General features: G+C 65.6%; 25 protein-coding genes. 10 read left to right on the top strand and 15 right to left on the bottom strand.

Going from position 1 to position 24,355, the window contains the following annotated elements; translation table 11 throughout:
* Nucleotides 1–116: 116 nt before the first annotated feature.
* Both NGM29_RS16830 and NGM29_RS16825 read left to right on the top strand, forming a co-directional pair.
* The gene (locus NGM29_RS16830; protein ID WP_254157847.1) at nt 117–614 is read left to right on the top strand and encodes a Mov34/MPN/PAD-1 family protein; all 498 of its coding nucleotides are present in this window, start codon (nt 117–119) and stop codon (nt 612–614) included.
* 121 nt (nt 615–735) lie between these two features.
* Nucleotides 736–1,227, top strand: a complete 492-nt coding sequence (locus NGM29_RS16825) for an FAD synthase family protein (RefSeq protein WP_254157845.1) — start codon at nt 736–738, stop codon at nt 1,225–1,227.
* Between the two features lie 11 nt (nt 1,228–1,238).
* Here NGM29_RS16825 and NGM29_RS16820 read toward each other — a convergent pair whose 3' ends face one another.
* From NGM29_RS16820 to NGM29_RS16800, 5 genes are all read right to left on the bottom strand, one after another.
* Nucleotides 1,239–1,535, bottom strand: coding sequence for a hypothetical protein (locus NGM29_RS16820; RefSeq protein ID WP_254157843.1), 297 nt, complete (start codon nt 1,533–1,535; stop codon nt 1,239–1,241).
* A 78-nt stretch (nt 1,536–1,613) separates the two neighbouring features.
* Complete coding sequence (locus NGM29_RS16815) at nt 1,614–2,762, bottom strand: pyridoxal phosphate-dependent aminotransferase (protein ID WP_254157841.1); 1,149 nt, start codon at nt 2,760–2,762, stop codon at nt 1,614–1,616.
* Between the two features lie 36 nt (nt 2,763–2,798).
* Nucleotides 2,799–3,221, bottom strand: coding sequence for a 6,7-dimethyl-8-ribityllumazine synthase (gene ribH, locus NGM29_RS16810; protein ID WP_254157839.1), 423 nt, complete (start codon nt 3,219–3,221; stop codon nt 2,799–2,801).
* A 189-nt stretch (nt 3,222–3,410) separates the two neighbouring features.
* Nucleotides 3,411–3,635: a hypothetical protein gene (locus NGM29_RS16805; protein ID WP_254157837.1), complete on the bottom strand. Its 225-nt coding sequence runs from the start codon at nt 3,633–3,635 to the stop codon at nt 3,411–3,413.
* A gap of 160 nt (nt 3,636–3,795) precedes the next feature.
* Nucleotides 3,796–4,455 (bottom strand): GNAT family N-acetyltransferase, encoded by a 660-nt coding sequence (locus NGM29_RS16800; RefSeq protein WP_254157835.1) that lies wholly within the window; start codon nt 4,453–4,455, stop codon nt 3,796–3,798.
* A gap of 221 nt (nt 4,456–4,676) precedes the next feature.
* Here NGM29_RS16800 and NGM29_RS16795 point away from each other — a divergent pair, with 221 nt between their 5' ends.
* A complete protein-coding gene (locus NGM29_RS16795) occupies nt 4,677–6,002 on the top strand; it encodes a dicarboxylate/amino acid:cation symporter (RefSeq protein ID WP_254157833.1) in 1,326 nt (441 codons plus the stop codon).
* A gap of 127 nt (nt 6,003–6,129) precedes the next feature.
* On the opposite strand, the gene NGM29_RS16790 is transcribed toward NGM29_RS16795, so the two are convergent.
* Complete coding sequence (locus NGM29_RS16790) at nt 6,130–6,681, bottom strand: hypothetical protein (protein ID WP_254157831.1); 552 nt, start codon at nt 6,679–6,681, stop codon at nt 6,130–6,132.
* Nucleotides 6,682–6,870: 189 nt separating this feature from the next.
* Between NGM29_RS16790 and NGM29_RS16785 the strand changes: the two genes are divergently transcribed.
* On the top strand, nt 6,871–7,131 hold the full coding sequence (locus tag NGM29_RS16785) for a hypothetical protein (RefSeq protein ID WP_254157829.1): 261 nt from the start codon (nt 6,871–6,873) through the stop codon (nt 7,129–7,131).
* A 39-nt stretch (nt 7,132–7,170) separates the two neighbouring features.
* Here the strand turns inward: NGM29_RS16785 and NGM29_RS16780 are convergent, their stop codons facing one another.
* Nucleotides 7,171–7,683, bottom strand: coding sequence for an SPW repeat domain-containing protein (locus NGM29_RS16780; protein ID WP_311136833.1), 513 nt, complete (start codon nt 7,681–7,683; stop codon nt 7,171–7,173).
* A gap of 161 nt (nt 7,684–7,844) precedes the next feature.
* Between NGM29_RS16780 and NGM29_RS16775 the strand changes: the two genes are divergently transcribed.
* The 5 genes from NGM29_RS16775 to NGM29_RS16755 all read left to right on the top strand — a co-directional run bounded on the left by NGM29_RS16775 (nt 7,845) and on the right by NGM29_RS16755 (nt 13,270).
* On the top strand, nt 7,845–10,664 hold the full coding sequence (locus tag NGM29_RS16775; protein WP_254157827.1) for an AAA domain-containing protein: 2,820 nt from the start codon (nt 7,845–7,847) through the stop codon (nt 10,662–10,664).
* 161 nt (nt 10,665–10,825) lie between these two features.
* Nucleotides 10,826–11,113, top strand: a complete 288-nt coding sequence (gvpA, locus tag NGM29_RS16770) for a gas vesicle protein GvpA (protein ID WP_253437521.1) — start codon at nt 10,826–10,828, stop codon at nt 11,111–11,113.
* A gap of 9 nt (nt 11,114–11,122) precedes the next feature.
* Nucleotides 11,123–12,172: a gas vesicle protein GvpN gene (gene gvpN / locus NGM29_RS16765; protein WP_254157825.1), complete on the top strand. Its 1,050-nt coding sequence runs from the start codon at nt 11,123–11,125 to the stop codon at nt 12,170–12,172.
* 49 nt (nt 12,173–12,221) lie between these two features.
* Nucleotides 12,222–12,788, top strand: a complete 567-nt coding sequence (gene gvpO, locus NGM29_RS21265) for a gas vesicle protein GvpO, halophile-type (protein ID WP_305882368.1) — start codon at nt 12,222–12,224, stop codon at nt 12,786–12,788.
* Nucleotides 12,789–12,928: 140 nt separating this feature from the next.
* Entirely contained in the window at nt 12,929–13,270 is a 342-nt protein-coding gene (locus NGM29_RS16755) for a CHY zinc finger protein (RefSeq protein ID WP_254157823.1), read from the top strand.
* A 52-nt stretch (nt 13,271–13,322) separates the two neighbouring features.
* Here the strand turns inward: NGM29_RS16755 and NGM29_RS16750 are convergent, their stop codons facing one another.
* Nucleotides 13,323–13,733 carry a hypothetical protein gene (locus tag NGM29_RS16750; RefSeq protein ID WP_254157821.1) on the bottom strand — a complete coding sequence of 137 codons (411 nt, stop codon included), beginning with the start codon at nt 13,731–13,733 and terminating at the stop codon, nt 13,323–13,325.
* Nucleotides 13,734–13,919: 186 nt separating this feature from the next.
* Here NGM29_RS16750 and mutS point away from each other — a divergent pair, with 186 nt between their 5' ends.
* A complete protein-coding gene (mutS, locus tag NGM29_RS16745; RefSeq protein WP_254157819.1) occupies nt 13,920–16,811 on the top strand; it encodes a DNA mismatch repair protein MutS in 2,892 nt (963 codons plus the stop codon).
* A gap of 118 nt (nt 16,812–16,929) precedes the next feature.
* Here the strand turns inward: mutS and NGM29_RS16740 are convergent, their stop codons facing one another.
* The 7 genes from NGM29_RS16740 to NGM29_RS16710 form a co-directional block, all read right to left on the bottom strand.
* Nucleotides 16,930–17,106, bottom strand: a complete 177-nt coding sequence (locus tag NGM29_RS16740; RefSeq protein ID WP_253437512.1) for a 50S ribosomal protein L37e — start codon at nt 17,104–17,106, stop codon at nt 16,930–16,932.
* Entirely contained in the window at nt 17,103–17,330 is a 228-nt protein-coding gene (locus tag NGM29_RS16735; RefSeq protein ID WP_254157817.1) for an LSM domain-containing protein, read from the bottom strand. Before NGM29_RS16735 ends, NGM29_RS16740 begins: the two co-directional genes overlap by 4 nt.
* Before the next feature lie 356 nt (nt 17,331–17,686).
* Nucleotides 17,687–18,799, bottom strand: a complete 1,113-nt coding sequence (locus tag NGM29_RS16730; RefSeq protein WP_254157815.1) for a phosphotransacetylase family protein — start codon at nt 18,797–18,799, stop codon at nt 17,687–17,689.
* Nucleotides 18,796–20,892, bottom strand: coding sequence for an acetate--CoA ligase family protein (locus NGM29_RS16725; RefSeq protein ID WP_254157813.1), 2,097 nt, complete (start codon nt 20,890–20,892; stop codon nt 18,796–18,798). The genes NGM29_RS16730 and NGM29_RS16725 overlap by 4 nt, the downstream gene beginning before the upstream one ends.
* Before the next feature lie 72 nt (nt 20,893–20,964).
* Entirely contained in the window at nt 20,965–22,026 is a 1,062-nt protein-coding gene (locus tag NGM29_RS16720; RefSeq protein ID WP_254157811.1) for a metal ABC transporter permease, read from the bottom strand.
* A gap of 1 nt (nt 22,027) precedes the next feature.
* Entirely contained in the window at nt 22,028–22,837 is an 810-nt protein-coding gene (locus NGM29_RS16715) for a metal ABC transporter ATP-binding protein (RefSeq protein ID WP_425499172.1), read from the bottom strand.
* Nucleotides 22,837–24,336, bottom strand: coding sequence for a metal ABC transporter substrate-binding protein (locus NGM29_RS16710; RefSeq protein ID WP_254157807.1), 1,500 nt, complete (start codon nt 24,334–24,336; stop codon nt 22,837–22,839). Before NGM29_RS16710 ends, NGM29_RS16715 begins: the two co-directional genes overlap by 1 nt.
* Nucleotides 24,337–24,355 lie beyond the last annotated feature (19 nt).

The following is a 24,355-nucleotide window of genomic DNA, read 5'->3' as shown; positions in this document are numbered from 1 at the left end:
TGGGTACGGGCGCAGAACCCACGGCCGGTCCCGGTCCGGACCGCCGGGAACACCGACCCCGACCCCGGGCGTCGGCTTCCGGAACGTTTAGCAACGTCAGGGCCGGACGTAGGGGCATGGGTCTGCTGGACGCGCTCTTTCGCTCGAGCGACATTCTCGGCATCGCCGAGGAGACCCTCGAGTTCGCCCTCGAGTCCTCCGAGGCCGCCCACCCCGACGAGTACATGGGGTTTCTCCGGGGGACCGAGGCCACGGAACTGGGTCTCGACCGGGAGGGACTGGTCATCACCGACGTGCTGATCATCCCCGGAACCGAGTCCAACAGCGTGAGCGCGACCGTTCAGACCAGTTCGATTCCGAACGACGTGAAGGCCCTCGGCAGCGTCCACTCCCACCCCAACGGCGTGATCCGGCCGAGCCAGGCCGACCTCGAGACGTTCGGCCGGGGCAGCGTACACGTCATCATCGGCGCGCCCTACCGCCGGAACGACTGGAAGGCGTTCGACTCGCAGGGACGGCGAACGAACCTCGAGGTCATCGACGTCGACTTGCCCGACAGCGAGTCGTTCTTCGATTTCACGCAGGCGGACATCGACGAGGAGTTACGCGGATGAGCGATGCGAACGACGTAAGCGATACGAGCGCGGGGAGCACGGCAAGCACGGCGAGCGACGCAAGCGCGGCGGACGCGACGAGAAGTGACGGCAGTAACACGACTGACGGTAAGAGACTACCATGACGGATACGCGAGACACCGACCGAACGGCACGAATCCGGGGACGAGAGGGCCGATCCGACGAGACGCTCGTCGTCGCCCAGGGAACCTTCGACCTGCTTCACCCCGGCCACGTCCACTACCTCGAGCAGGCCAGGGCGATGGGCGACGAACTCGTCGTCATCGTCGCCCGGCCGACGAACGTCGACCACAAGGAGGCGCCGATCTGTGCTGCCCGGCAACGCCGGGAGCTGGTCGCTGCCCTTGAGGTGGTCGACGAGGCCATCCTCGGTGATCGCGAGGACATCTTCCGGCCAATCGAGGAACTCGACCCCGACGTGATCGCGCTGGGTCACGACCAGCACCACGACCCCGGGGCGATCGAAGCCGAACTCGAGTCCCGCGGCATCGACTGCACGGTCGAGCGTGCGTCGGGGCGAGAGCCGAAGTACAACGACGAACTGCTGTCGACAAGATTGATCGTCGAGCGGATTCTTCGACGCCGCGGGTAGCGGGATTCAGGTTACAGGGTTCGGGTTACAGGATTCGGGCAACGGCTCGAGTCAGGTCCCGAAGCGCTCGAGTCTGGGCCTCGAGCCTCGAGTTCGCGCCGACTCCGGGCGACGAGGGCGTAGATGATGGCCGTCGAAGGGAGGATGAAGACGAGCCCTTTCGCCGTCTGTGCGACGGCCATGGCCGCGATCGTTGGAAACAGCGTCTCGAGGATCCGATCGGTGAGGACGACCCACAGCCCGCTCACGACCGCGTAGATGCCGGCGATCTGTGCGGCTGTCAGCGATCGACGATTCTCGAGAACCATATTCCCGCTACGGGGATAATATCAATAAAACTATGTGTGTGGCTGAAAAACGTGGCGACTGCGCCGTCTCGAGGCCGATCAGAGGTAGCCTTCGGCCGCCAGCCGCTCGATTCCCTCCTCGAGTCGCTCCTCGCTCGCCGCGTAGGAGATGCGGGCGTACCCTGGCGTTCCGAAGGCGCTGCCGGGGACGGTCGCGACGTGGGCGTCCTCGATGGCGCCCTCACACCAGGCCTGGTCGTCGTCGTCGACGGGGAGCATCATGTAGAACGCGCCGTCCGGAACGGCCACGTCGACGCCGTGGTCCTCGAGCAAGTCGAGGACGAGGTCGCGCCGGTCCTCGAACGCTTCGACCATCTCGGTGACCGCGTCGTCGGTGTTCTCGAGGGCTTCGATCCCGGCGTACTGGACGAAGTTCGTCGCCGAGGACACCGAGTGGCTGTGGAGTTTGCTGGCCTGGTCGATCAGGTCCGTCGGTCCGGCGAAGTAGCCCAGCCGCCAGCCGGTCATCGAGTAGGCCTTCGAGAAGCCGTTGACCGTAATGGTGCGATCGGCCATCCCCTCGAGCGTCCCCAGGCTCGTGGGGTCGACGCCGTAGGTGATCTCCTTGTAGATTTCGTCGGAGATGACCGTGACGTCGTGCTCGACAGCCAGGTCGCGAACGCCCTCGAGGGCGGCGTCGGAGTAGACCGCGCCCGTGGGGTTCGACGGCGAGTTGACGATCAGCAGGTCGGTGTCGTCCGAAACGGTCTCGGCGAGGTCGTCGAGGGCTGGCTCGAGCTGGAAGTCGTACGGTGAGAGGTCGACTCGCGAGAGCGAGCCGCCGGCCATCTCGACCATCGCCTCGTAGGAGACCCAGGCGGGGTCGAGGAGGACGACCTCGTCTCCGCTCTGAACGAGGGTCTGGATAATCTCGTAGAGGGACTGTTTCGCGCCGGGCGTGACGATAATCTCGTCCGGGCCGTGATCGAGGCCGTCCGCGGCGAATTTCTCCGAGATGGCCTCGCGAAGCTCGAGGTGACCCGCGGGCGTGGTGTAGCCGGTGTGGCCGGCGTCCATCGCGTCCTTGCCGGCCTGGACGACGTTTTCGGGCGTCGGGAAGTCCGGTTCGCCGACGCTCAGGTCGACGACGTCGACGCCGTCGGCCTCGAGTTCGGTGGCGAGCGCGGAGATGGTGAGGGTTGCGGACGGTTCGACTCGGGAGACGCGGTCGGTGAATTCCATGGTCATGGCTGTGGGTTTGGCTGTGGTGGGTTTCGCTGTCCGTCAGTCGGCTGGTTCGTCTGCTGGCAGTTCCTCGACGAGGGCGAGCGCTCCATCGACGGCCTTCGCGGCATTTTCGACGCGCTCGCGGGCCTCCGCGGCGGACATGCCGGGGCCCGTGACGCCGAGGGTAACTGGGGTGTCACGCTCGAGACTGACGTCGGCCAGACGGCCAGCGGCGGCGTCGGTGATCACCTGGTCGTGGTCGGTGTCGCCGGTGATGACCGTCCCGATCACGACGACGGCGTCGACGGCCTCGAGGCGGGCGAGTCGATCGGCGGCCAGCGGCGCGTCGTAGACACCGGGGACCGACACCACGTCGTACACGTCGGCTTCGGCGGCCTCGGCGGCCTCGAGTGCGGCGTCCTCCATCCGTTCGGTGATCGGGCGATTGAACTGGGCGATCACCAGCCCGAGCGTGGTCATACTCGAGCGTAGCGTGGGCGAGTAAAAGAGGTACCGTTATCTGCGAGTTTTAGCGAGCAGATGGCTCGAGCGATTCGCAACGCGTAACCGAACGGTGCGGCGTCGAAATGGCTGTTGGCTCTCTCGAGCGGCGGGCCTGGTTGGTGGTGGCGGAGTGGTACGTCGCTGTTCGTCGGTGGCTGGTAGCCGTTAGCTGTTGTGTGGCGGTTCGTCCCGGTGATTGTCCGGGTTCTCCTGCTCGAGCGCCTCGTTCTCGCGCTCGGTCGAGCCGTGCTCGATGTCGTCTTTTCGCTCCTCTTCGGCTCGTCGACGACGGGCCTCTTTTTCCTCCTCGGTGAGTTCTTCGTCCTCGTCCGCCTCGGGATCCTCTTTGGCCAGCTCGACGTCTCGGCCGTGATCTGTCTCTTCGGACATAGGCTTCACCAGTTCGTGGTTGACGGTTCGCCCAAAAGGTCGTTGGGCTTGCAACCGCCACCGCCTCACTGCCTCCCAGCCCCACGGTCAGACGGAACGTCGTTCGAACGCAGGTAACCTATTAATATATCTCCTGTAATGTTATACTATAATTATTGAATTATTCGCTGGAACTGCCTCGAGGCGGTGGCATCTCCCATTCGACGTCGAAATCGAGCGTCTCGAGTTCCGTTGTCACATCCTCGTACTCTGCTCGCACGATGGTGAATCGATGCTGATCGGTCACCGTCCCGTCTGGCCGCGGCGAGTGCTGGCGCAGTAGTCCCTCGTGGCGGCCACCGTACTTCTCTACGTACTTCTCGATCATCCGTCGGGACGGTTCGTTGTCGGCGGCGCAGGTCGTGTAAAACGCCTCGAGGTCGTACCGCTCGAATGTCAGTTCGACGAACGCGGATGCCCGCTCGAGGCCGTACTTGCGGCCCCAGTACGCCGGTGCGAGGACGATATCCGATCCGGCACGGCGGGCGTCCCACTCGGGTTTGTAGGCCGTGGTCCCGACGATTTCGCCACCTTCGTCGTTCGATCTAAGGAGGTATCGCGCCCGCTCGCGGTCGGCCCACTGCTGTTCGGCCCGGTCGATGAACTCGGCGACCTGATCGAGTCGCTGGAGCCGGAACCACGGCATGTGTTCGGTCGCATCGGTCTGCCAGTCGTCTCGGCTCACGAACGCGTACAATTCGAACGGGTCGACAGTTTCGTGGCTGATTCGTTCGAAAATCAGTCGGTCCGTCTCGAGGCACGTGGGAAACAGCGTATGCATCGTGTTATCCGTGTATCCGTTGAATCCGAGGGGTACAAGGTGTGACGGTACCGTTCAAAACCACCGTAACGCTCAAGGGCTTTTTACGCGTAGTAGTGAGTGACTCTTTGTGCAGCGGAGTGAACCGCGGTAGTAGGCTCCCGTGGCGTTCACCGTCACAGGTGGCGGAGAATCTCACCGACAGCGACACCGATTGATAGCCTCAGCTAGAAACGAAGCCAATGAGCCAGACCCGCGCGCCGCTCCACCGGCGCCTGTGGAGCACGTATCGATCCGTCCCACTCATCTACCGCATCGCCGTCGCGTTCGTCCTCGGCACCGCTCTCGGCGCGGTCGCCGGGGAGCGAGCAGGCGTTCTCAGCCCGCTGGGGGATCTCTTCTTGCGTCTCCTCGAGATGCTCATCATCCCCATCATCGTCTTCACGCTGCTCGGCGGGATCCGCAAGCTGACGCCGTCTCGGCTGGGCAAGGTCGGTGGACTCACGGTCGGGCTCTACATCGCAACGACAACCGTCGCGGCCGTCATCGGCCTCGCGGTCGCGAACCTGTTCAACCCCGGCACCGGCGTGGAGTTGACCGGTGGCGAGGCTCGAGAGGCCGAGCCACCGACGGTCACGGAGGTCCTGCTGGGGATCGTCCCGGAGAACCCGCTCGGGGCGATGGTGGAGGGCGACATCCTCGCGACGATCTTCTTCGTGATCGTCTTCGGGCTTGCGCTGACGTCGGTCCGCGAGGCCACAAGCGACGAGTCCGTCGAGGGGGCGATCGGCGGCTTCTTCGCGTTCATCGAGGCCGGAACGCAGGCGCTGTTCAAGATCATCTGGGGCGTCCTGGAGTACGGCGTCGTCGGCGTCTTCGCGCTGATGGCTGCGTCGATCGGGACCGAGGGACTCGGTGCGATCGTGCAACTCGGCGCGCTTGTGGGCGTCATCGCGGTGGGGATCGTGATCCACATGACCGTCACCTATCTCGGCGTGATGACGATCGGGATTCTCGGACAGTCGCCGCTTGACTTCCTTAATGGGGCGAAAGATGCCATGTTGATGGCGTTCACGACCCGTTCTTCGACCGCCACCTTGCCCGTCTCGATCACGGACGCCGAAGAGAACCTGCGAATCGACGAGTCGGTGTACGGCTTCGGGTTGCCCCTCGGGGCGACGATCAATATGGACGGCGCGGCGATCCGGCAGGCGGTGACGGCCGTCTTTGCCGCTAACATGGTCGGCATCTCGCTGGGACTGGGCGAGCAGGTGCTCGTCCTCTTCACGGTGATCCTGATCAGCATCGGGACGGCTGGCGTCCCCGGGGCTGGGCTCATTATGCTCACCGTCATCCTGAACGCGCTCGGCTTGCCACTCGAGATCGTCGGCTTCGTCGCGGGCGTCGATCCGATCCTCGGTCGGATCGCGACGACGAATAACGTCACCGGCGACCTCGCGGTCTCGTCGGTCGTCGCCAAGTGGACTGGCGCGATCGACCTCGCGGACGGGGCGTGGGCCGACGCGCCTGCAGACGGCGGGCCGGAGGAGACCGTGACGACCGATTGACGGACGGGCTCGATATCGTCGAGTGTATTCGTCGATTATGCTCGTCAGGCGTTCTCCTCGAGCGTTCTTGCTAGACGTCTCCTCGAGCGTACTCGCCAAGCGTCACGTGGAACGACGACGACGCTCGCTACATGAACCCGCGATCGACCGCGTCCTCCTCGATCAGATCCTCGAGTTCCGCGTCCAGCAACTTCTCGGCGTCCTCGAACTCGTCGGACAGTCCCTCGAGTTCGTCGGGGCGGTCGTACTGATCGTAGGCCATCGGCCCGAACGCGGGGCTCTCGAGGGCGCCCATCACGTCGTCGAAGAAGTCCTGTGGCCGCGTGGGCGCGTCGGCGTGCGTTTGGACGACGGTCTCGAGGCGTCTGGCGACCGACTGGGCGTGGTCCTCGTCCTCCGGTGGGGACTGGACGGCGAACCGGCTGGGCGTCTCCTCGTCGGGGAGGTACGAGCCGATCTCGTCGTCCAGGCGGCGGGCGACTCGGCTCCCGACGCCCCTGACCTCGTAGGGATTTTTCGCGTACGTCTTCAGGACGAACAGTCCGACACGGGGGTGAGCGAGGTACATATCTTCCCCAACCCCGCGGGCCCGGTCGCCGGCGACCGCGCGCCAGCCCTCGGGGTCGACGTTCCGTTCGACGACGTCCTCGAGTACGTCCTGCCAGTCACGGATCCGCATACTCGAGGATTCGCGCCAGGAAGAAAATACGTATCGGTCGGGGCGACCCGCGCCCCGTCTGCCGCGTAAGACGACGTTTCCAGACAAACGCGGGATTGAACCGCCGTCTCGTGATCGGTTTCGGGATTGCTCGAGAACCACAAGAGCTACGAAACCCCCGTTCCGGACTCCGGTAAGAACGGATTTCGTATGCCCGCAATCGATACATTCGCGTTGACGGAACTGTTTCGAACCGCACCCGTCGAAACCGCGCTCGTCGTCGTCACACCGGTGGTCCTCGCGGTCGCCCAGCTCGCGATCGGGGTGATCACCGACGGACCGCTCCTCCCCGCTATCGGCTTCGCGATCGTCATGGGCGCGTTCGCCGCCGTCGCCGCCGGCTTTCTCGAGGCGACCCATCGACGGCGGCGACTCGAAGTCGAAGTCGAACGAGCCTCCCTCGAACCGTAACTCGGATCGAACGAATGTTCCTCGAGCCGTGTCTCGGGCTCAGAACCGCGACCGAACATCCCCGGTTACGGTTCGTGCATCTCGAGCCGAGTAGACGGTCCAGCCCGAGAGACCGACGACGAGGATGCCACCGGCGAACGTACTCCAGAATAGCGCGCCGACCATTCCGAGGGCGGGAGCCGTGACGATCAGCCAGAGGCCGAGGATGGCGACCAGAGAGGCGACGACCGGGCTTAGCGGGACGTCGTTTCGGACGCGATAGTAGTTGTATCCGGCGGCGAGTGCGATGACGAGGCCGACGAGGAGGTTGTTCGTGACCGCAGTCGTCGTCGCTCCCGCGTCGAGGAGGAGTCCCGAGAGCGCGACCCAGAGCCCCAGTCCGGCGATGATCGCGCTCAGAACCGGCGTCTGTTTCCGTCGCTCTTCGTTCGCGATCTGGGTCGACTCGTCGCGTGGGTCACGCTCCATGGTTCGATGGCTCCCGGTCGATTCGGCGTGGCGATCGGCCATGATCTCGAGCGGGGTGGGCGCTCGTCGATTCGACTGTCTCACGGTCTCGTCGGTCGGCGAGGATCGACAAAAGCCCGTTCTACCGTTACGGCCTTCTGTGGGCAACTACTCCGGTAATACGGTGTTTCCGGACCGGAAACGATCGTGGGACGACGCGAGAGCGACCGATAGCGTTTTTCCCTCCCGGGTCCGTCAGAATAGCCGTGAACGTACGCGGAACCGTCGCCGGCGAGGTGTCGATCCGAACGGTGTCGACGAGTTACGGCGAGAGCGAACTCGCGGAGGTGCCCGTTCGCGTGGAGTCGCTCGAGAGCGAGGAGACGGGTTCCGAGGCAGTAGCCAACACGGGTGTAGCGGCCGATGCAGATGAAGCGGACGACGCTTCGGCCACGGTCACGGTCACCTGCTGGGGCAAGTGGACCGAATCCGCCGAGCGCCTCGAGCCGGGGATGGAACTGCTGGTCACGAACGCCGAGGAGGGTGAGTACCAGGGGGAGACACAGTACTCGACGACGAAAGAGTCCTACGTCGTCGTTGAACCGAGCTTCCTCGTGAACGTGACGGCTATTCGCAACTGGGTCGAGTGTCCTCGACTGTACTACCTGAACAAGCTCTCGGGCGTCCCGCTCAACTACCCGGTGGTCAAGGGGACCATCGTCCACGAGGTGTTCGGCGATCTGCTCCGGGGTCGTGACCTCGAGGCCGCGATCGACGAACGGATCGACGACCGCGGCCTCGAATTGGGCCTGCTCGGCGAGTCGCCCGCAACAGTCGAGGAGGACGTCCGGAAGAACGCCGCGGCCATCGAGGGATGGCTCGAGCAGGGTCGGCTTACGGGTGGTGATGGGGCGGCTGCTGCCGCCGAAGATGGGGCGACCACTGCCGACAACTCGTCTCAATCGTTCGCCCCCGAAGCAAACGAGTGGCGCTCCGAGCAGTTGCTCATCAGCGAAACCTTCGGCATCCGTGGGCGGGCCGACGCCATCCGCCGCGGGGCTCCCGTCGAACTCAAGACCGGAAAGAACCTCCGGAAGGAACCCCGGTTCAAGGACAAGGTGCAGGCGGCCTGCTACGCCCTCCTGCTCGAGGAACACGGCGACCCCGTCGATACCGGAACTCTGCTCTACACCAAGAACTCCGCGCTCGAGCGAGACGAGGAGACCGGCGACCTCACGCCCGCGAAGGACTTCTCGATGGGGGCAGGTCTGCTGAAGTACGTCGTCCGCCTGCGAAACGAGATCGCAGCGATGGAGATGTCGGGGTCGATCCCGACTGGAAAGGAAGCGGACGCGAAGTGCGAGTACTGCTTCGAGCGCGACACCTGCATGGTCGTCTCCGGGCGCCTGGACCAGGAGTCGAAGGCCGGGTCCATCGGCCAGGCGCTCCCCGACGAGGAACTCGAGCACTTCGATCGCTTCTATCGCGCCATCGAGGAGGAACGCCGCGAGGTCCATCGGGAGTACGCCAAACTCTGGGAACAGACCGCCGAGGAGCGCGCCGACGACGACCGGGCGATCATCGACCTCGAGTTCGAAGAAATGCGCGAACTCGAGGGCGGGCGCTGGGAGTTGCGCGCACGCCAGCGCACGCCGGCGACCTCGAAGATCCGCGAGGGCGACCTGGTGCTCGCGAGCGACGGCCATCCCGTTCGCGGAGAGGCCGAACTCGCCCGCATCGAACGGCTGGACGAGGAGGTCGTCCTGACCGCCGACGAACCCGTCGCGGTGACTCGGCTGGACATCTACCCATCCGAACTCACGACCGACCGCCTGCTGACGGCGCTGCACGACGCCCTGCTGAAGGGCGACCAGCGACGGAAGGACGTACTCTTCGGTCGCGTCGATCCAGAGTTCGACGACCTCGAGGAGACGTTCGTCGACAATAACGCGGCCCAGGACGAAGCGGTGCGAAAGGCCGTCGGCGCCCGGGACTGCGCGCTGATCCACGGCCCGCCGGGGACCGGGAAGACGTACACCATCGCCCGGGCAGTCACCGAGATGGTCGAACGCGGCGAGCGCGTCCTGCTGTCGGCCTTTACCAACCGCGCCGTGGACAACGCGCTCGAGGCCGTGCTCGAGTCGTTCGACGAGGCAGACATCGACCCCAACACCGTCGTCCGGGTCGGCAGCGAGAGTGGCGTCCGTGAGGACATGCAGAGCTATCGCCTCGAGCGATCGGGCGACCCCGAGAAACGACTCGAGGAACTCCAGGGCGCGCAGGTCGTCGCGGCGACGACGGCCTCGTGCGGTTCTCGAGTGATGGCCGAGCAGTCGTTCGACGTGGCGCTAGTCGACGAGGCGGCCCAGCTCACCGAACCGGGGACGTACGCTGCCATCGAACTCGCCGACCGGTTCGTGCTCGTCGGCGATCACGAGCAGTTGCCGCCGGTCGTGCGCGCAGAGAACGACCTCTCGACCTCGCTGTTCGAACGCCTCGTCGACCTCCACCCCGACGCCGGCGTGATGCTCGATCGCCAGTACCGGATGAACCAGCGCATCCAGTCGTTCGCCTCGCGGGAGTTCTACGACGGCGCGTTGCGCCCGGCGACGGCCGAGGTGGCCGGCCGGACGCTCGACGACCTGGCGGGCGTTTCCCGCGATGCCCTCCCTGACGCCCTTCGCGACCCCGTCGCATTCGTCCCGGTCGAGGGCGACGGCGAGCAATACACGGACGCCGTCGAGGCCGAACGAATCGTCGAGCTGATCGAGACGTACGAGCGAGCGGGACTCGACCGGAGCCAGATCGGCGTCATCGCCCCCTTCCGGGCGCAGGTCGCGACCATCTCGAACGCGGTCCCCGCCGACGTCACGGTCGACACCGTCGACCGGTTCCAGGGCTCGAGCGAGGAGGTGATCGTCATCTCCTTTACGGCGACCGGCGACCTCGAGGGGCCAATCTTCGAGGACTATCGGCGGATCAACGTCGCGCTCACCCGACCCAAGCGGGCGCTCGTGCTGGTCGGCGACCCGGCTGCACTCGAGTCGGACCCGGTCTACGCGCGGTTGCTCGAGTGGGCGCAGTGAGCCCGGTAAGCGAACGGAACTCGGTATGCAGGCGATTCATCGGTCATCGGTCGCGACGATTCGGCTCAAATCGGCGGGCGCAGACGCGTATCGAGTTCGACGCATAGGCTTGCAGTTGCAGTGCAAGCCGTGAACCCCGTTCCCGTTCCTAGTCTGGCTGTATGGCAGCACCACAACGCAGACCTGACTCATCGAGTCTCGCCGAAGTGCTCGACCGAATCCTCGACAAGGGCGTCGTTATCGACATCTGGGCGCGCGTCTCGGTCGTCGGGATCGAACTCCTGACCGTCGAGGCCCGCGTCGTTGTCGCCTCGGTCGACACGTTCCTCCATTATGCGGAGGAAATATCGAAGATAGAACGGGCGAGTTCCGAGGGCGACCTCGAGGACCTCGAGGAACTCGAAATCGAGCAGCGACCTGAATCGTCGCCGCAATCGGCGGCCGAGTGATCACCACGAATGGGCTCGGACTCCGGACGCAAACGAAAGGTTCGCGGACGGAAGATCAGGAGCGACCGATCCGTCAAGGAGCGACGGAAAGCAGAGAAACAGCGTCGTCGGGCAGCGAAGGAAAACGGCAACAGCGGTAGCGCCACCAGCACAACCGACGCCAGCACCGACGCCCTCCACTCGCCCCAGTCGGCGGCCCCGGAGCCGTTCGTCTCGACCGATGCCGTCGAGGCCCTGACGACCCGCATCGGGCGCTGGCTCGAGGCCGACCAGCCAGTCCACGTCGTCGGGCCGACCGGCTGCGGAAAGACCGCGCTGGCGCTCGAGGCGGCGGCCGAACGCGGTCGTCCGGTCGTCTGGATCGACGGCGACCAGGCGGTCGACACGGGTACCCTCGTTGGCGAGCACGCTGGTGGCGAGAGCTACGTCGAGGACGATCAGTACGTTAGCGGCGTCCACAAGCGAACCGAGGTCGTGCGTGAGCGGTGGGTCGACAACCCGCTCTCGGTGGCCGCCCGCGAGGGCGCGACGCTCGTCTACAACGAGTTCTCCCGGAGCGACCCGCTCGCCCACAACGTCCTACTATCGGTCTTCGAGGAAGGCGTCCTCGAGCGGCCCGAGAAACGCGGCGACGATCGGAAGATCGACGTCCACCCGGAGTTTCGGGCGATCCTCACCTCGAACACGGCCGAGTACGCGGGCGTCCACGAACCGCAGGACGCCCTCCTGGATCGAATGGTTGGCGTCCACGTCGACTACTACGACGCCGAGACCGAGCGCGAGATCGTCGCTGCGCACGTCGACCTGCCGGACGACCAGATCGAGCAGGTCGTCGACGCGACGCGAGCGCTTCGCGAGGAACTCGACGTCGTCGTCGGGACCCGCGTCGCTATCACGGCGGCGAAGGGACTCGCGGTATTCGGTTCCGGGAACGACGACGCCATCGACGACGAGGTACTCGTGACGGTCTTCACCGACGTCCTTGCGCCGAAGTTCGCCGGTCGCGAGGACGGGTCCGACGTCGCCACCCTCGAGGGCCGCGTCGCAGACGTCATTTGACGACGAGACTGACACCAACCACTAACTCGCTCGACGACGAAGAAAACCTATGGCCGAAGCAGAATCCGCGTCGACCGACCAGTGTAAGGCGATCACGTCCTCCGGAGAGCGGTGCTCGCGGCCCGCCCAGGAGGATGGATTCTGCCACCAGCACGGGCCGGACGACGAGACGGTCGACGAGGAGGAGGCGAGCGAGAACGCCGACGAATCGGCTGCAGAGGGATCGACTGCGGAGGACACCGACGAAGCCGACGATACCAGCGAGGACTCACAGATGAACCAACAGGAAACCACTGATCCGGACGCGGTCGACACCGACGACGTCGACCTCGAGGCCGAAACGGACGACGACCAGCTCGCGGGATTCCTCGCGATCAGACGGCGAATCGAGCGCGCCGCCGATTCGATCATCGGCCACCCGCTCGATACGATTAGCGAAATCTCGCCGACCGACGAGGGCTGGATGGCCGTCGTCGACGTGGTCGAACGGCGAGCGGTGCCCGACACCCAGGACATCCTGGGGCGGTACGAACTCACCCTCGATTCGGATGGCGCGATCCAGGGCTACCAGCGCCTCGACCGGTTCCGGCGCGGCGACACGGTCGCGTTCGACTGAGCGGACGCCCCACGAGTCTGGTGTCCTGACGGTAGCCTTGAGTGCTGCAACCCGGCCAGTAGCCTCGAGACCGGCAACTGTCGATCCCTTCGAACCCCGCCGACGCAACACTCTCCTTCCCGGCGCCCAACGTCTCGAGCGTGAGCGACTCCGACCGCGACGTGTCCGTCCAGGGCGTCGACCTCGATACCGAAACGCGTTGTGCCCACTACCGGAGTGACCGCGATGTCGTTGCCCTCCGATTCGGCTGCTGTGGAGACTTCTTCGCGTGCTACCGATGTCACGAGGCCGTGGCGGACCACGAGGCGGTCCCGTGGCCGCGCGACCGGTTCGACGAGCCTGCGGTCTACTGCGGCGTCTGTCGGTCGACCATGACGGCCCCCGAGTACCTCGAGTGCGAGCACACCTGCCCGCGCTGTGGCACGTCGTTCAACCCGGGCTGTCGACGACACGTCCATCTGTACTTCGAAGAATCCTCATAACCGTCCGAAACGCAAAAATCATCTTATGGGTAATAGATCTTCGTCTATACAATCATCGTGAACCAGTAGCCCACCCCCAGATTGAAGCCGAATCGTCCATCCGTGGGTTTTTCCCGTCTTTGGTACACTCAGCCACGACATGTGTCGACGTCGAGTCTCCTCTGTTCGTATCGACCGATAGTTGATACTCGACGTCTTCTTTGATTAACTCGTGAATAATCGCAACCGGCCAGTATGAATCCCCATCGTCAGTATCTTCACTCGAGGGATTGACCTCTGTGGTCTGTTCGAAAACCGTGGAGACCCTTCGTGTTATTTCAATATCTACGGTTTTCATTCTCCCTCTGTTATTAATCACACCAATCGCCACAGGAATTTTAGACTTGGTGAATTCGGGGCATCCCGATGCACCGCAGGCCGACCCGGATACTGCGATACCAGTAAGAAAACGTCGACTGTTCATAGTACCGATACTTTGAATTTACATTTAATCTTATTGACTACTCTTCGTAATTAGACCGCATCTTTTCGAAGCAAGTTCTGGGGTCATTAAATCGACTGACAATACTTCTCATCTGCATTTTAGCGACCGGTACCAATTAGAAGCCAACCCAGCAGGTATTTTTGCGTTCGGACGCCGCTATCGAGTATGGACTCCGCGCTTGGTCCCCCCGAATCGATGTCCGAGCGGCGCGCGGAACTCACGCCGATGATGGCCCAGTACCACGACCTCTGTGCCCGGTACGACGACGCCATCGTCCTCTTCCAGGTCGGCGACTTCTACGAGACCTTCGGCGGCGCTGCCGAGACGACCGCGCGGTTGCTCGAGCTCACGCTCACCAGCCGCGAGGACTCGACCGGCGAGTATCCCATGACCGGGATTCCCGTCGACAACGTCGCGACCTACGTCGAGGACCTGCTAGAGGCCGGCTACCGGGTCGCCATCGCCGACCAGGTCGAGGAACCGGGTGAGTCGGCGGGCGTCGTCGAACGGGCGGTGACGCGGGTGATTACGCCCGGGACGCTCACCGAGGACGAACTGCTCTCGAGCGACGACAACAACTTCGTGGCGGCGGTGGCCGTAGGCGACGGTTCCGAGGGCGCGAACGCAGACACGACCACCAGCCCGGACACGAACGCGAGCACGAACCCGGACGCAGACGTCGCCCTCGCCCTCCTGGACGTCTCGACCGGCGACTTCCTGACGACCAGCGCCAGCAGCCCCGAGCGAATCGCCGACGAGATCAGCCGCTTCGCGCCCGCCGAGGCCGTCCTTGGCCCGAACGCTCCCGACGATATCCTCCCGGAGCGGTGTATGGTCACGCCGTTCGACCCCGGGGCGTTCGCCCTCGAACGCGCCACGGACCTCCTCGAGACGTACGTCGCTCGAGCGGAGGCGCTCGTCGCGAACGACGCGGAGGTTCGCGCCTGCGGCGCCGTGCTCGCCTACGCGGAGTACGTTCGTGGGGGCGTCGAGGGGGCTGTGGACGAGGACGGTCGCGGTCACGAGGCGACGGACGACAGCGAGACGGACGACGGTGAATCGATCGAGCACGAGCGCCAGGAAGACGAAAACGTAGACGGAGGTAGAGACGGAGACGAAGACGAAAGCGACGAACCAGACCGCCCACGCCTCGAGTACCTCTCACGACTCCGTCGGTACGACCCCCGTGAGTACCTGCTACTCGACGCCGTCGCCGTCCGAAGCCTCGAACTCTTCGAACCGCGAGGCGTCCACGGTCGCAAAGAGGCCACCCTCGTCGGCGTGCTCGACGAGACGGCGAGCGCCCTCGGCGGCCGAAAACTCAGGGACTGGCTCCGGCGACCGCTGCTCGAGACCGAGCGCATCGACGGCCGCCTCGACGCCGTCGAGGAACTCTCTCGAGACCCCCGTACCCGAGAGGCGATCCAAGACGCGCTGACGGGCGTGTACGACCTCGAGCGACTCATCGGGCGCATCTCCAGGGAGCGAGCCAACGCGCGCGACCTGCGCTCGTTGCGTGACACTCTCGCAGTGGTCCCCGAAATCCGGGAGGCGCTGGCGGACGCCGAGGCCGGTCGACTGAACCGAATCCGCGAGGCGCTCGACCCGCTCGAGGACGTCCGTCGGCTGATCGACCGGGCGATCGTCACCGACCCGCCCCACGAGGTCACCGAGGGCGGTATCGTCGCCGACGGCTACGACGAGCGCCTCGATACCCTCCGGGAGACGGCCAGGGACGGCAAGCAGTGGATCGACGCGCTCGAGGACCGCGAGCGCGAGCGGACGGGCGTCGACTCGCTCAAGGTGGGATACAATTCGGTCCACGGCTACTACATCGAGGTGACGAACCCGAACCTCGAGGCCGTCCCGGCGGACTACCAGCGCCGTCAGACGCTCAAGCGCTCCGAGCGCTTCGTCACGCCCGAGTTGAAGGAACGCGAGGACGAGATCGTTGGCGCGGAGAGCCGGGCCGACCAGCGCGAGTACGACCTGTTCTGTCGGGTCCGTCGCGACGTCGGTGCGGAAGTCGAGCGCGTCCAGACGCTCGCCGACGCCCTCGGGGCACTCGACGCGCTGTGTTCCCTGGCGACCGTCGCTGCGGAGCACGATTACTGTCGGCCCGAGGTGCTCGAGCGTGGGAGCGGTGACGACGATGACGGCGGCGACAGCGACAGCGACGGCAACGCCTCCCGCATCGAAATCGAGGCCGGCCGTCACCCCGTCGTCGAACGAACCCAGGAATCGTTCGTCCCGAACGACGCACGCTTCGACGCCGAGGATCGGCTGGCGATCATCACAGGGCCCAACATGTCCGGAAAGTCGACGTACATGCGACAGGTCGCCCAGATCGTCCTGCTGGCGCAGGTAGGGAGCTTCGTGCCCGCTCGAGGCGCGACGCTCACACCGGCCGAGCGAATCTTCACCCGAGTCGGCGCCAGCGACGACATCGCGGGCGGGCGCTCGACGTTCATGGTCGAGATGGACGAACTCGCGACAATACTCCGGGAGGCCGACGAGCGGTCGCTCGTCCTCCTCGACGAGGTCGGCCGTGGCACCTCGACGAGTGACGGCCTCACCATCGCCCGCGCGATCACCGAACACCTCCACGACGAAATCGGGTCACTGACGCTCTTCGCGACCCACCACCACCCCCTGACCGAACTGGCCGACGAACTCGAGGGGGCGTTCACCCGCCACTTCGAGACGACCCAGGAGAGCGGCGACGTCACCTTCGACCACGAGATTGCTCCCGGCGCGGCCGCTGGCTCGTACGGCGTCGAGGTGGCGACGGCGGCGGGCGTTCCCGACCCGGTCGTCGAGCGCGCTCGCGCGCTGGTTGACGGCGACAGCAACGGTGGTTCCGGTGATCGGATCGACGCCCCCTCAGATTCCGCTTCGAGCCCTGTCGCGCCAGCTTCCACGTCGCCCGTGAGTTCAGACGGCGGCGACGACCCGAGCGACGTCGCGAGCGAACTCCGGGCGCTCGACCTGGCCCACCTGACCCCCGTGGAAGCACTCACCGAACTCGACCGGCTAAAGCGGTTGCTCGAGGAGTGATCAGGGGTCTACCGGTGAGGCGTACCACTGTTACGAGCGGAATGCAACCGATGATCGACAAACGAGAAGTGGCGCGATCACCGAGTCGATACGCGAAGAACCGTCAGATCGTCTCCTTTCAGTTGTCGCCGGTTTTGCCCTGCCAGGCGTACGAGCGGCGTTTGGCCGATTTGCCGAAGCCACACGACGAGCAGACGCTCTTCTTGACGTGGTAGGATTTCTCACCGCAGCGCCGGCATTTGACGTGCGTCGTCTTGTTCTTCTTTCCTTGGCTCGGGGTTCCTGCGCCAGTCATGGAGTGATCGAAACGACGTTATCGCCGCGTATAATGGTTGTGTCTTGGACCGAGGGCTCGTCGGTCGGATCCGTTTCCTGGGAGACGGCGACGTCCTCGAGGACGAGATTCATGTGCTGGTCGTAGCCGGCGAGATCGCCGACGTACTCCTCGCCGCTCTTGAGTCGAACGCTGACCCGGTCGCCGAGTGACGCTTCGAGGACGTCTAGCGGTCGTCCACTCATACACGAGAAGGCAGTTGTTGGACACTTAACCGTACCGGTCCGGCGGCTCAAGTAAAGACGTCTCCGCGGGCGACCAGACTCGAGTCGAGCGCCGTCGAAGCGACGTGGCTATTTAAGTAAGAGAAATAATTAAATACCACATACCACTGTATGGGCGGCAGGGCGACGAGTGAGGGTTTACCGCTGGGTTCTGAATATAACCAGTGCCGGAGTGCCTCTGATAACCGGCGATTGCGGCGGGTCCCCGTGCCCGGGGGACGCGCCGTGGTGCTACCTTTTGACCGACGCGCTCAGCGGCAGAGCGGTCGCGTTCGATTCACTCGTACCCGAAGGTCTCGAGCCTCGCTTCTGGCCGCTCAGCGAAGCGACTCGAGGTCGGCGTGGTCGGCGAGAAGCGCCTGCATGCGCTCGACGGTCGTCTCGTCGCGGGTCCGACCGCTGCGGACGATCTCCTCGGCCCGCTCGACGGTCGTGAGCGTGTCCGACTGGACCATCAGGACGGGGACGTGCTTCTCGGCCGCCTGGCCGAGGATCGCCCCGGACGGGCGGTGGCCGCCGGTCAGGATGAGACACTTCACGCCTCTTGCCTCGAGCGCCGCGGAGTGGATGTCCGCGCGGTCGCCACCCGTGATGACGGCGGCGTTTTTCGTTCGCCGGAAGTGCCTGAGCGCGCTGTCGGCACCCATCGCCCCGACGGAGAAGCGCTCGACGTACTCGTCGAGGCCGTTCTCGGAGAGCACGCGCCCGCCGAGTTCGTCGGCCAGGTCCTGGACGGTGACGCCGGCCAGCGTCTGGTCGCGTGGCAGGACGCCGTGGACCGGTACGCCGCGTCCCTCGAGAAAGGGCGCAACGTCGGACTCGAGCTGATCCCGGACGGAGTCGGCGACGGCGTTGAAGAGGACGCCGTCGAACTGGTCGCCGAACGCCTCCGCCGCTGCCAGCACGTCGTCGACGTCGCCCGGGGTCTCATAGGGGGCGATCACCAGTACGCGCGCGTCGACCAGCGACGCAATGTCCGCGTCGGTCAGGTCCACGATGGCCCCCTGCTCGAGTCGGCCGGCACCCTCGAGGAACATTCGGTCGCGGTCCGCCGCGAGGGCGTCGTATGCCTCCGAGACACGCTCGCGAAGTTCCTCCGGGTGTTCTCGTCCCCGAATCGCCTGCTCGATGAACGTTGGCGAGTAGACTACCGGCTCGAGGTCGTGCATCTCGGCGTCTAGGCCGAGGATTTCGCGCGCGAGCATCGGATCGGTGTCGAGGGTCTTGCCGACGTTGCTCTGGAGTCGGGTCCCCTTGGGTTTCATGTAGCCGACGTCGTCGCCGGCTTCCGCGGCGTGGTTCGCCAGCGCGAGCGTGATCGCCGTCTTGCCCGTGCTCTCCTCGAGGGAGGCGACCAGGATCGGTCGGGTGTCGTTCGTCTTCGCGTTCGCCGTGGTGTCGGTTTCGGTTTCCGTGTCTGAGTCGGTCATAGCTCCTCCGTGTCAACGGTCAGTCTGAGATCGATCGCCTGTACGCCGTCGGATCCGGCGACGAGGGGGTTCACGTCGAGTTCGAGGATTGCCGGAAAGTCGGTCACCAGCTGCGAGAGCCGCTGGATCGACTCTACGACGGCGTCAACGTCGGCCGGGTCGCGCCCCCGAGCGCCGCGCAGGAGCGGCGCCGCCTTGATCTCGTTGACCATCTCGCGGGCCTCGCTCTCGCCGATCGGTGCGACCCGGAGCGACGTGTCCTCGAGGATTTCGACGAAGATGCCGCCCAGTCCGAAGAGTAACAGGGGACCGAACTGCGGGTCCCGATTCATCCCGATGATGGTCTCGGTCGAGGCCTCGAGGTCGAGCATCTCCTGGACCTGGACGCCGATGATCGTCGCGCCTGGCTGGTAGTTTCGCGCCTTCGCGACGACGTCCTCGTAGGCGTCGTAGACCTCGTCGTCTGCCACCCCCACGCGGACGCCGCCGATGTCGGACTTGTGGCTGATGTCCGGGCTGACGATCTTGAGGACGACGTCGCCGTCGATCGACTCCGCGACCGACCGCGCGTCCGCCGGATCGTCGACGATCTCGCCCGTCGGCGTCGGAATGCCGTAGGCCTCGAGCAGTTCCATCGCCTCGACGCCGAGGCGGTTGTCCGCCCGGTCGCGGGCAGTCTCGAGGATCTCGCGGGCGCGCTCGCGGTCGACGTCGAATCTGGTGGGCTCGTCGGTCGTCGCCTCGCGAATCGAGCGATAGCGCTCGAGGGCGTCGAGTCCCGAGACGGCCCGGGCGGGGTCGAAGTAGTTGGGGATGCCGGCCTCCCGGAGGACCGCCTCCGCGTCGCGCGAGCGACTGCCGCCCATCAGGCTCGTGACGATGGGTTTCTCGTGCTCGTTTCGCTTCTCGATCACGACTTCGCTCAGGTCGTCGTACGCGAGCACGGCCGTCGGGGCACTGACGACGACGGCGCTGCCGACGTTCGGATCCGAGAGAGCGATGTCGAGCGCCGTCTCGAACCGCTCGACGTCGGCGTCGCCGATCACGTCGATCGGGTTGTAGACGTTCGCCTCCTCGGGCATCGTCTCGGCCAGTAGGTCGATCGTCTCGTCGGTGAAGCCGGCCATCGACAGCGTCGAGTCGCCGACGGCGTCGGTGGTGAGCACGCCAGGTCCGCCGGCGTTCGTGACGACGGCGACGCAGTCGGTCTCGGGCGTCGGCAGCCCAGAGAGCGCTCGCGCCCAGTCGAACAGTTCCTGGACCGACTGTGCCCGGAGGACGCCCGCCTGCTCGAGGCCGGTCTCGTAGGCGGCCTCACTGCCGGCGATGGCGCCCGTGTGCGATGAGGCCGCCTGTGCGCCTGCGCTAGTCCGACCCGACTTCACGAGCACGATCGGCGTGTCGTCGCTGACCTCGCGGGCGACCTCGACGAACTCGTCGCCGTGATCGATCCCCTCGAGGTAGCCGATGACGACGTCCGTCTCGGGGTCGTCGCCCCACTCGCGGACGAAGTCGGTCTCGTCGAGCACCGACTTGTTGCCCAGCGAGACGACGTCCCGGAAGCCGATCCCCTGTTCGTTCGCCCAGTCCAGGACGGCGGTGATGAACGCGCCCGACTGGCTCATGAACGACACCGAGCCCTCGATGGCGTTCTCGGGGCCGAATGTGGCGTTCATCCCGGTCTGTGTGTTCATAATGCCGAGGCTGTTGGGGCCAACCAGATTCAGGTCGTACGACGCGGCGAGGTCGCGTAACTCGCGCTCGCGGGCGGCGCCCTCGCCACCGGTCTCGGAGAAGCCGGCCGTGATGACGACGACGTTCTCGACGCCCACCTCGGCGCTCTCCTCGATCGCTTCGAGGACGATCGACGGTGGGACGACGATCACCGACAGGTCGACCGGCGGTGCGCTCGCGACGTCCGGGTAACTCTCGAGGCCCAACACGGACTCCCGGTTGGGGTTAACTGGGACGACGTCGCCCCGAAAGTCCGCGTGCAGATTCTCGAGAATCGCCCGTCCAACGGCGCCCTCGCGGTCGGTCGCGCCGACGACGGCAACGGTCTCGGGGGCGAATAGATCGCGTAACCTTCCCATCAAGTGTACTGTTAACCGGGAGACGAGTTAAACGTGGGGCCGTTCCCTGCGGGTGGGATTCGCCGGAAGGAGTTAGTGGGTCGAAATCGCCGCGACCGACCGACTCGAGAGCGCGATCACCAGCAGGTAGACGGCGATGGCGACGACGATGATCGAGCCCCCGGAGGGGAGCCCCTGCGAGATGGCCAGGCCGAAACCGCCGGCGATCGAGAGCTCTCCGAACAGGACCGAGAGGACCACCGTTTCCCGGAACCCGCGGGCGATCTGGGAGGCGGCCGCCACGGGGATGACGAGCATTCCGGCGACGAGGATGACGCCCAGGACCTGGATCGAGCCGACGACGACGACCGCGGTCATCACGACCAACAGCGTGTTGTACGCGGTGACGTTCAACCGCGCGACGCGGGCGGCCTGCTCGTCGAACGTGATGAACAGGAGTTGTTTGTACGTGTAGGCGACGACCGCGACGACCGCGACGCTGAGGACGGCCATCAACCGGGCGCTCGAGGCCGTGACGATCGAGAGGTCGCCGAAGAGGTAGTCCTCGATGCTGATGCCGCGCCGGCCCCGACCCCAGCTCACGACGAGCGTTCCGACGGCGAAACTGCCCGTGAGCATGATCGCGACGGGGACGTCGCCGTAGGCGTTCGTCCGCTCGGAGAGCCACTGGACGCCCAGCGCGCCTAGAATCGCGACGACGAGCGCGGCGTACATCGGCGAGCCGGCCCAGCCGACCAGCGAGGCCGCGGCGAAGCCGATGGCGACACCGGCGAAGGCCGTGTGCGCGAGCGTTTCGCCGATGAGCGCCATCTTGCGGTGGACGAGAAAGCTGCCGATGAGCGGGCCGACGACGCCTATCAGGACGCCGGTGGCCATCGACTGCCACATGAACGACCACTTGAAGACGTTCGTGCCGAGGTAGTAATCGAGCCACTGGCTGGCGATCATGAACTGCTCGTAGGCGCCGGCCGCCAGCCGATACTCCCGGAGCCAGTAGAGGACGACGAAGCCGATCATGACGGCGGCGACGAGGCCAGTGACGGCGAGGCCAACTGCCTCGAGTCCCCGGCGAAGACCGGCGTCGTGGCTCGAGGCCGGTTCGGCCGCCGTGGCAGTGTCTGTCCCTTCGGTCATTTCAGTGATCGTGGTGGACGATCTGTCCCGTCGCCCCGTAGGCCTCGGCGAGGGCATCGCTCTCGACGAACGACTCGGTGTCGCCGTGGTGGTACAGTTCCGTGTTGATACAGGCGATTCTCGAGGCGCGGTCGGTAACGACGCCGATGTCGTGCTCGATGAGGATGATCGTGATTCCCGACTCGTTGAGCGACTCGAGCAACTGGTAGAACGCGTCCCGGGACTCGGCGTCGACGCCGACGGTCGGCTCGTCCAGGGCGAGCAAATCCGCCTCGCTCGCGAGCGCACGGGCGATGAATGCCCGCTGGCGCTGTCCGCCTGACAGCTGGGTGACGCGCCGATCCGCGATGTCGGTGATGCCGACCGTCTCGAGTGCATCTTCGACGATGGCGCGGTCCTCGTCGGTCAGTCGCGCGTGGCCCGCGTGGGCGAACCGCCCCATGGTCACCGTCTCTCGGATCGTGACGGGCATCGACCCGCCCTGCTCGGTGGACTGCTGGGAGACGTAACCGATGCGCTCGCCGTCGGCGAACTGATCGACCGGTTCGCCGAAGAGGTCGATCGAACCGCTGTCGGGTTCAAGCAGGCCGAGCATGAGGTGCAAGAGCGTCGTCTTGCCGGAGCCGTTGGGCCCGATGAGCCCCAGGAACTCGCCCGCCTCGATCGTGAGCGAGACGTCGCTGACGACCGGCGTCTCGCCGTAGGCGAACGAGACGTCGCGAACGTCGACCGCGGGAGCGGGTGTCACTGTCGATCCTCCGCCCTCTGGTGAGTTAGTACTTGCACTTTCGCTCCGACGAACGCGCCCCATCACGACACCTCGAGGGCCGCCCGAAGCGACGGCAGGTTCACTTCTGTCATCTGTTCGACCCAGCCCCAGTCGCGGTCATTCCACTCGGTCAGCGTGCCACCCACCGGCGTCAGCGGCGCCGTCTCGGTCGCCTGGCTGTCATGGACGATGGTCTCGGCGAGCGGCGGTACATCGCCCTCGGGAACCTCGAACGGATCGTAGAGGATCGTGTCGATACCGCGTTCGTCGACGAGTTCGATCGTCTCGGCGATTTCGCCCGCGCTCGGCGACTCGTCGGGGGAGACCCCGACCGGGGAGTGGAGTTCGAAGCCGTAGCGGCGCTCGAGGTACCGGAACGAGTCGTGGCCGGCGAGGACGGCGACCTCGAGGTCGGCCTCGTCGACGAGCGCCCGGAGTTGCTCGTCGACCTCGGCGAGGCGCTCGGCGTACGCCTCGGCGTTGGCCTCGAAGGTGTCCGCATCGTCGGGCGCGACGTCGGCGAGCCCGTCGGCGATGGCGTGAACGACGTCCGCGGCGAGTACGGGATCGAGCCAGACGTGGGGGTCGTGGAACGCGGTCATCCCGGACCCGGCGTCGGCGGCGACCTCGACGCGGAGCGGGTCGGCGCTCGAGTCCCAGACGCGTTCGTCGTCGCGCCGGAGTTCGAAGATCACGCGCGTCTGCCCGCTCTCACGGCCACGTATTTCGATGGCGTCGCCGTGGGACTCGATCTCGAGGACGTCTGTCGATCCGTCGTCGGCGACTCGAGCCCAGAGTTGGTGGGATTCATCCGCGCCGAACGCGAGGTCCTCGCCGTCGACCTGGACGGCTGCCTCGAGTTCGATCGATCCGTCGGCGGGGACTGGCGGAACACCGCCGTCCCAGTGGTCGTCGTGCCAGGTTGCGGTTACGTCGCTCGAGGAGGTCAGTAGCTCGAACTCGTCGACGGAGAGTGACTCCGGGTCGTTGTCGTGTTCCTCCACGTGGTCGCCATCGTCGTGTTCACTCTCGTGATCATCGCCGTCGTCGTGTTCACCCTCGTGATCGTCACCGTGACTATGGTCGTCCTCGTCGTCGTGACCTCCGTCGTCACCGTCGTGTCCGTCGTCGGAAAACGAGAGGAAGTGGTCCTCGCTAATCCCCTCGAGTGCGTCGATGACGACGACGTCGGTCGAGTTCGACTCGGCCTCGAGCTGGCCAGCGATGTCCTGGGCCCAGGTGAATTCGGGACTATCGAAGTAGACGAACGCGTCGGTTTCGGCGACGGTTCGAACCAGATCACCCTCCGGGCTCCATCCGTGTCCAAGCTGGCCGGCGTCGACGGGGTTCTCGATCGATCCCGCGTCGCCGACCACCTGGTTCGTCCAGTCCCAGAGCGGGAAGAAGGCGGCGTATCCCGAGAGGTCGCTGGCATCGCCACCGTCGCCGTCGGCGCCAGGTTCGCTCAGGCACCCCGCGAGCGCGCCGACGCCGAGAGCCGATGCCCCGTGACCGAGCACGCGGCGCCGTGTCAGGTTCATATGCTCCCCCAGCGGCGTC

Source organism: Natronosalvus rutilus (assembly GCF_024204665.1).
GTDB classification, from domain to species: Archaea; Halobacteriota; Halobacteria; order Halobacteriales; family Natrialbaceae; genus Natronosalvus; species Natronosalvus rutilus.
Note: the sequence above shows the minus strand (reverse complement) of the source record. Positions and strands in the feature narration are given on the sequence as shown.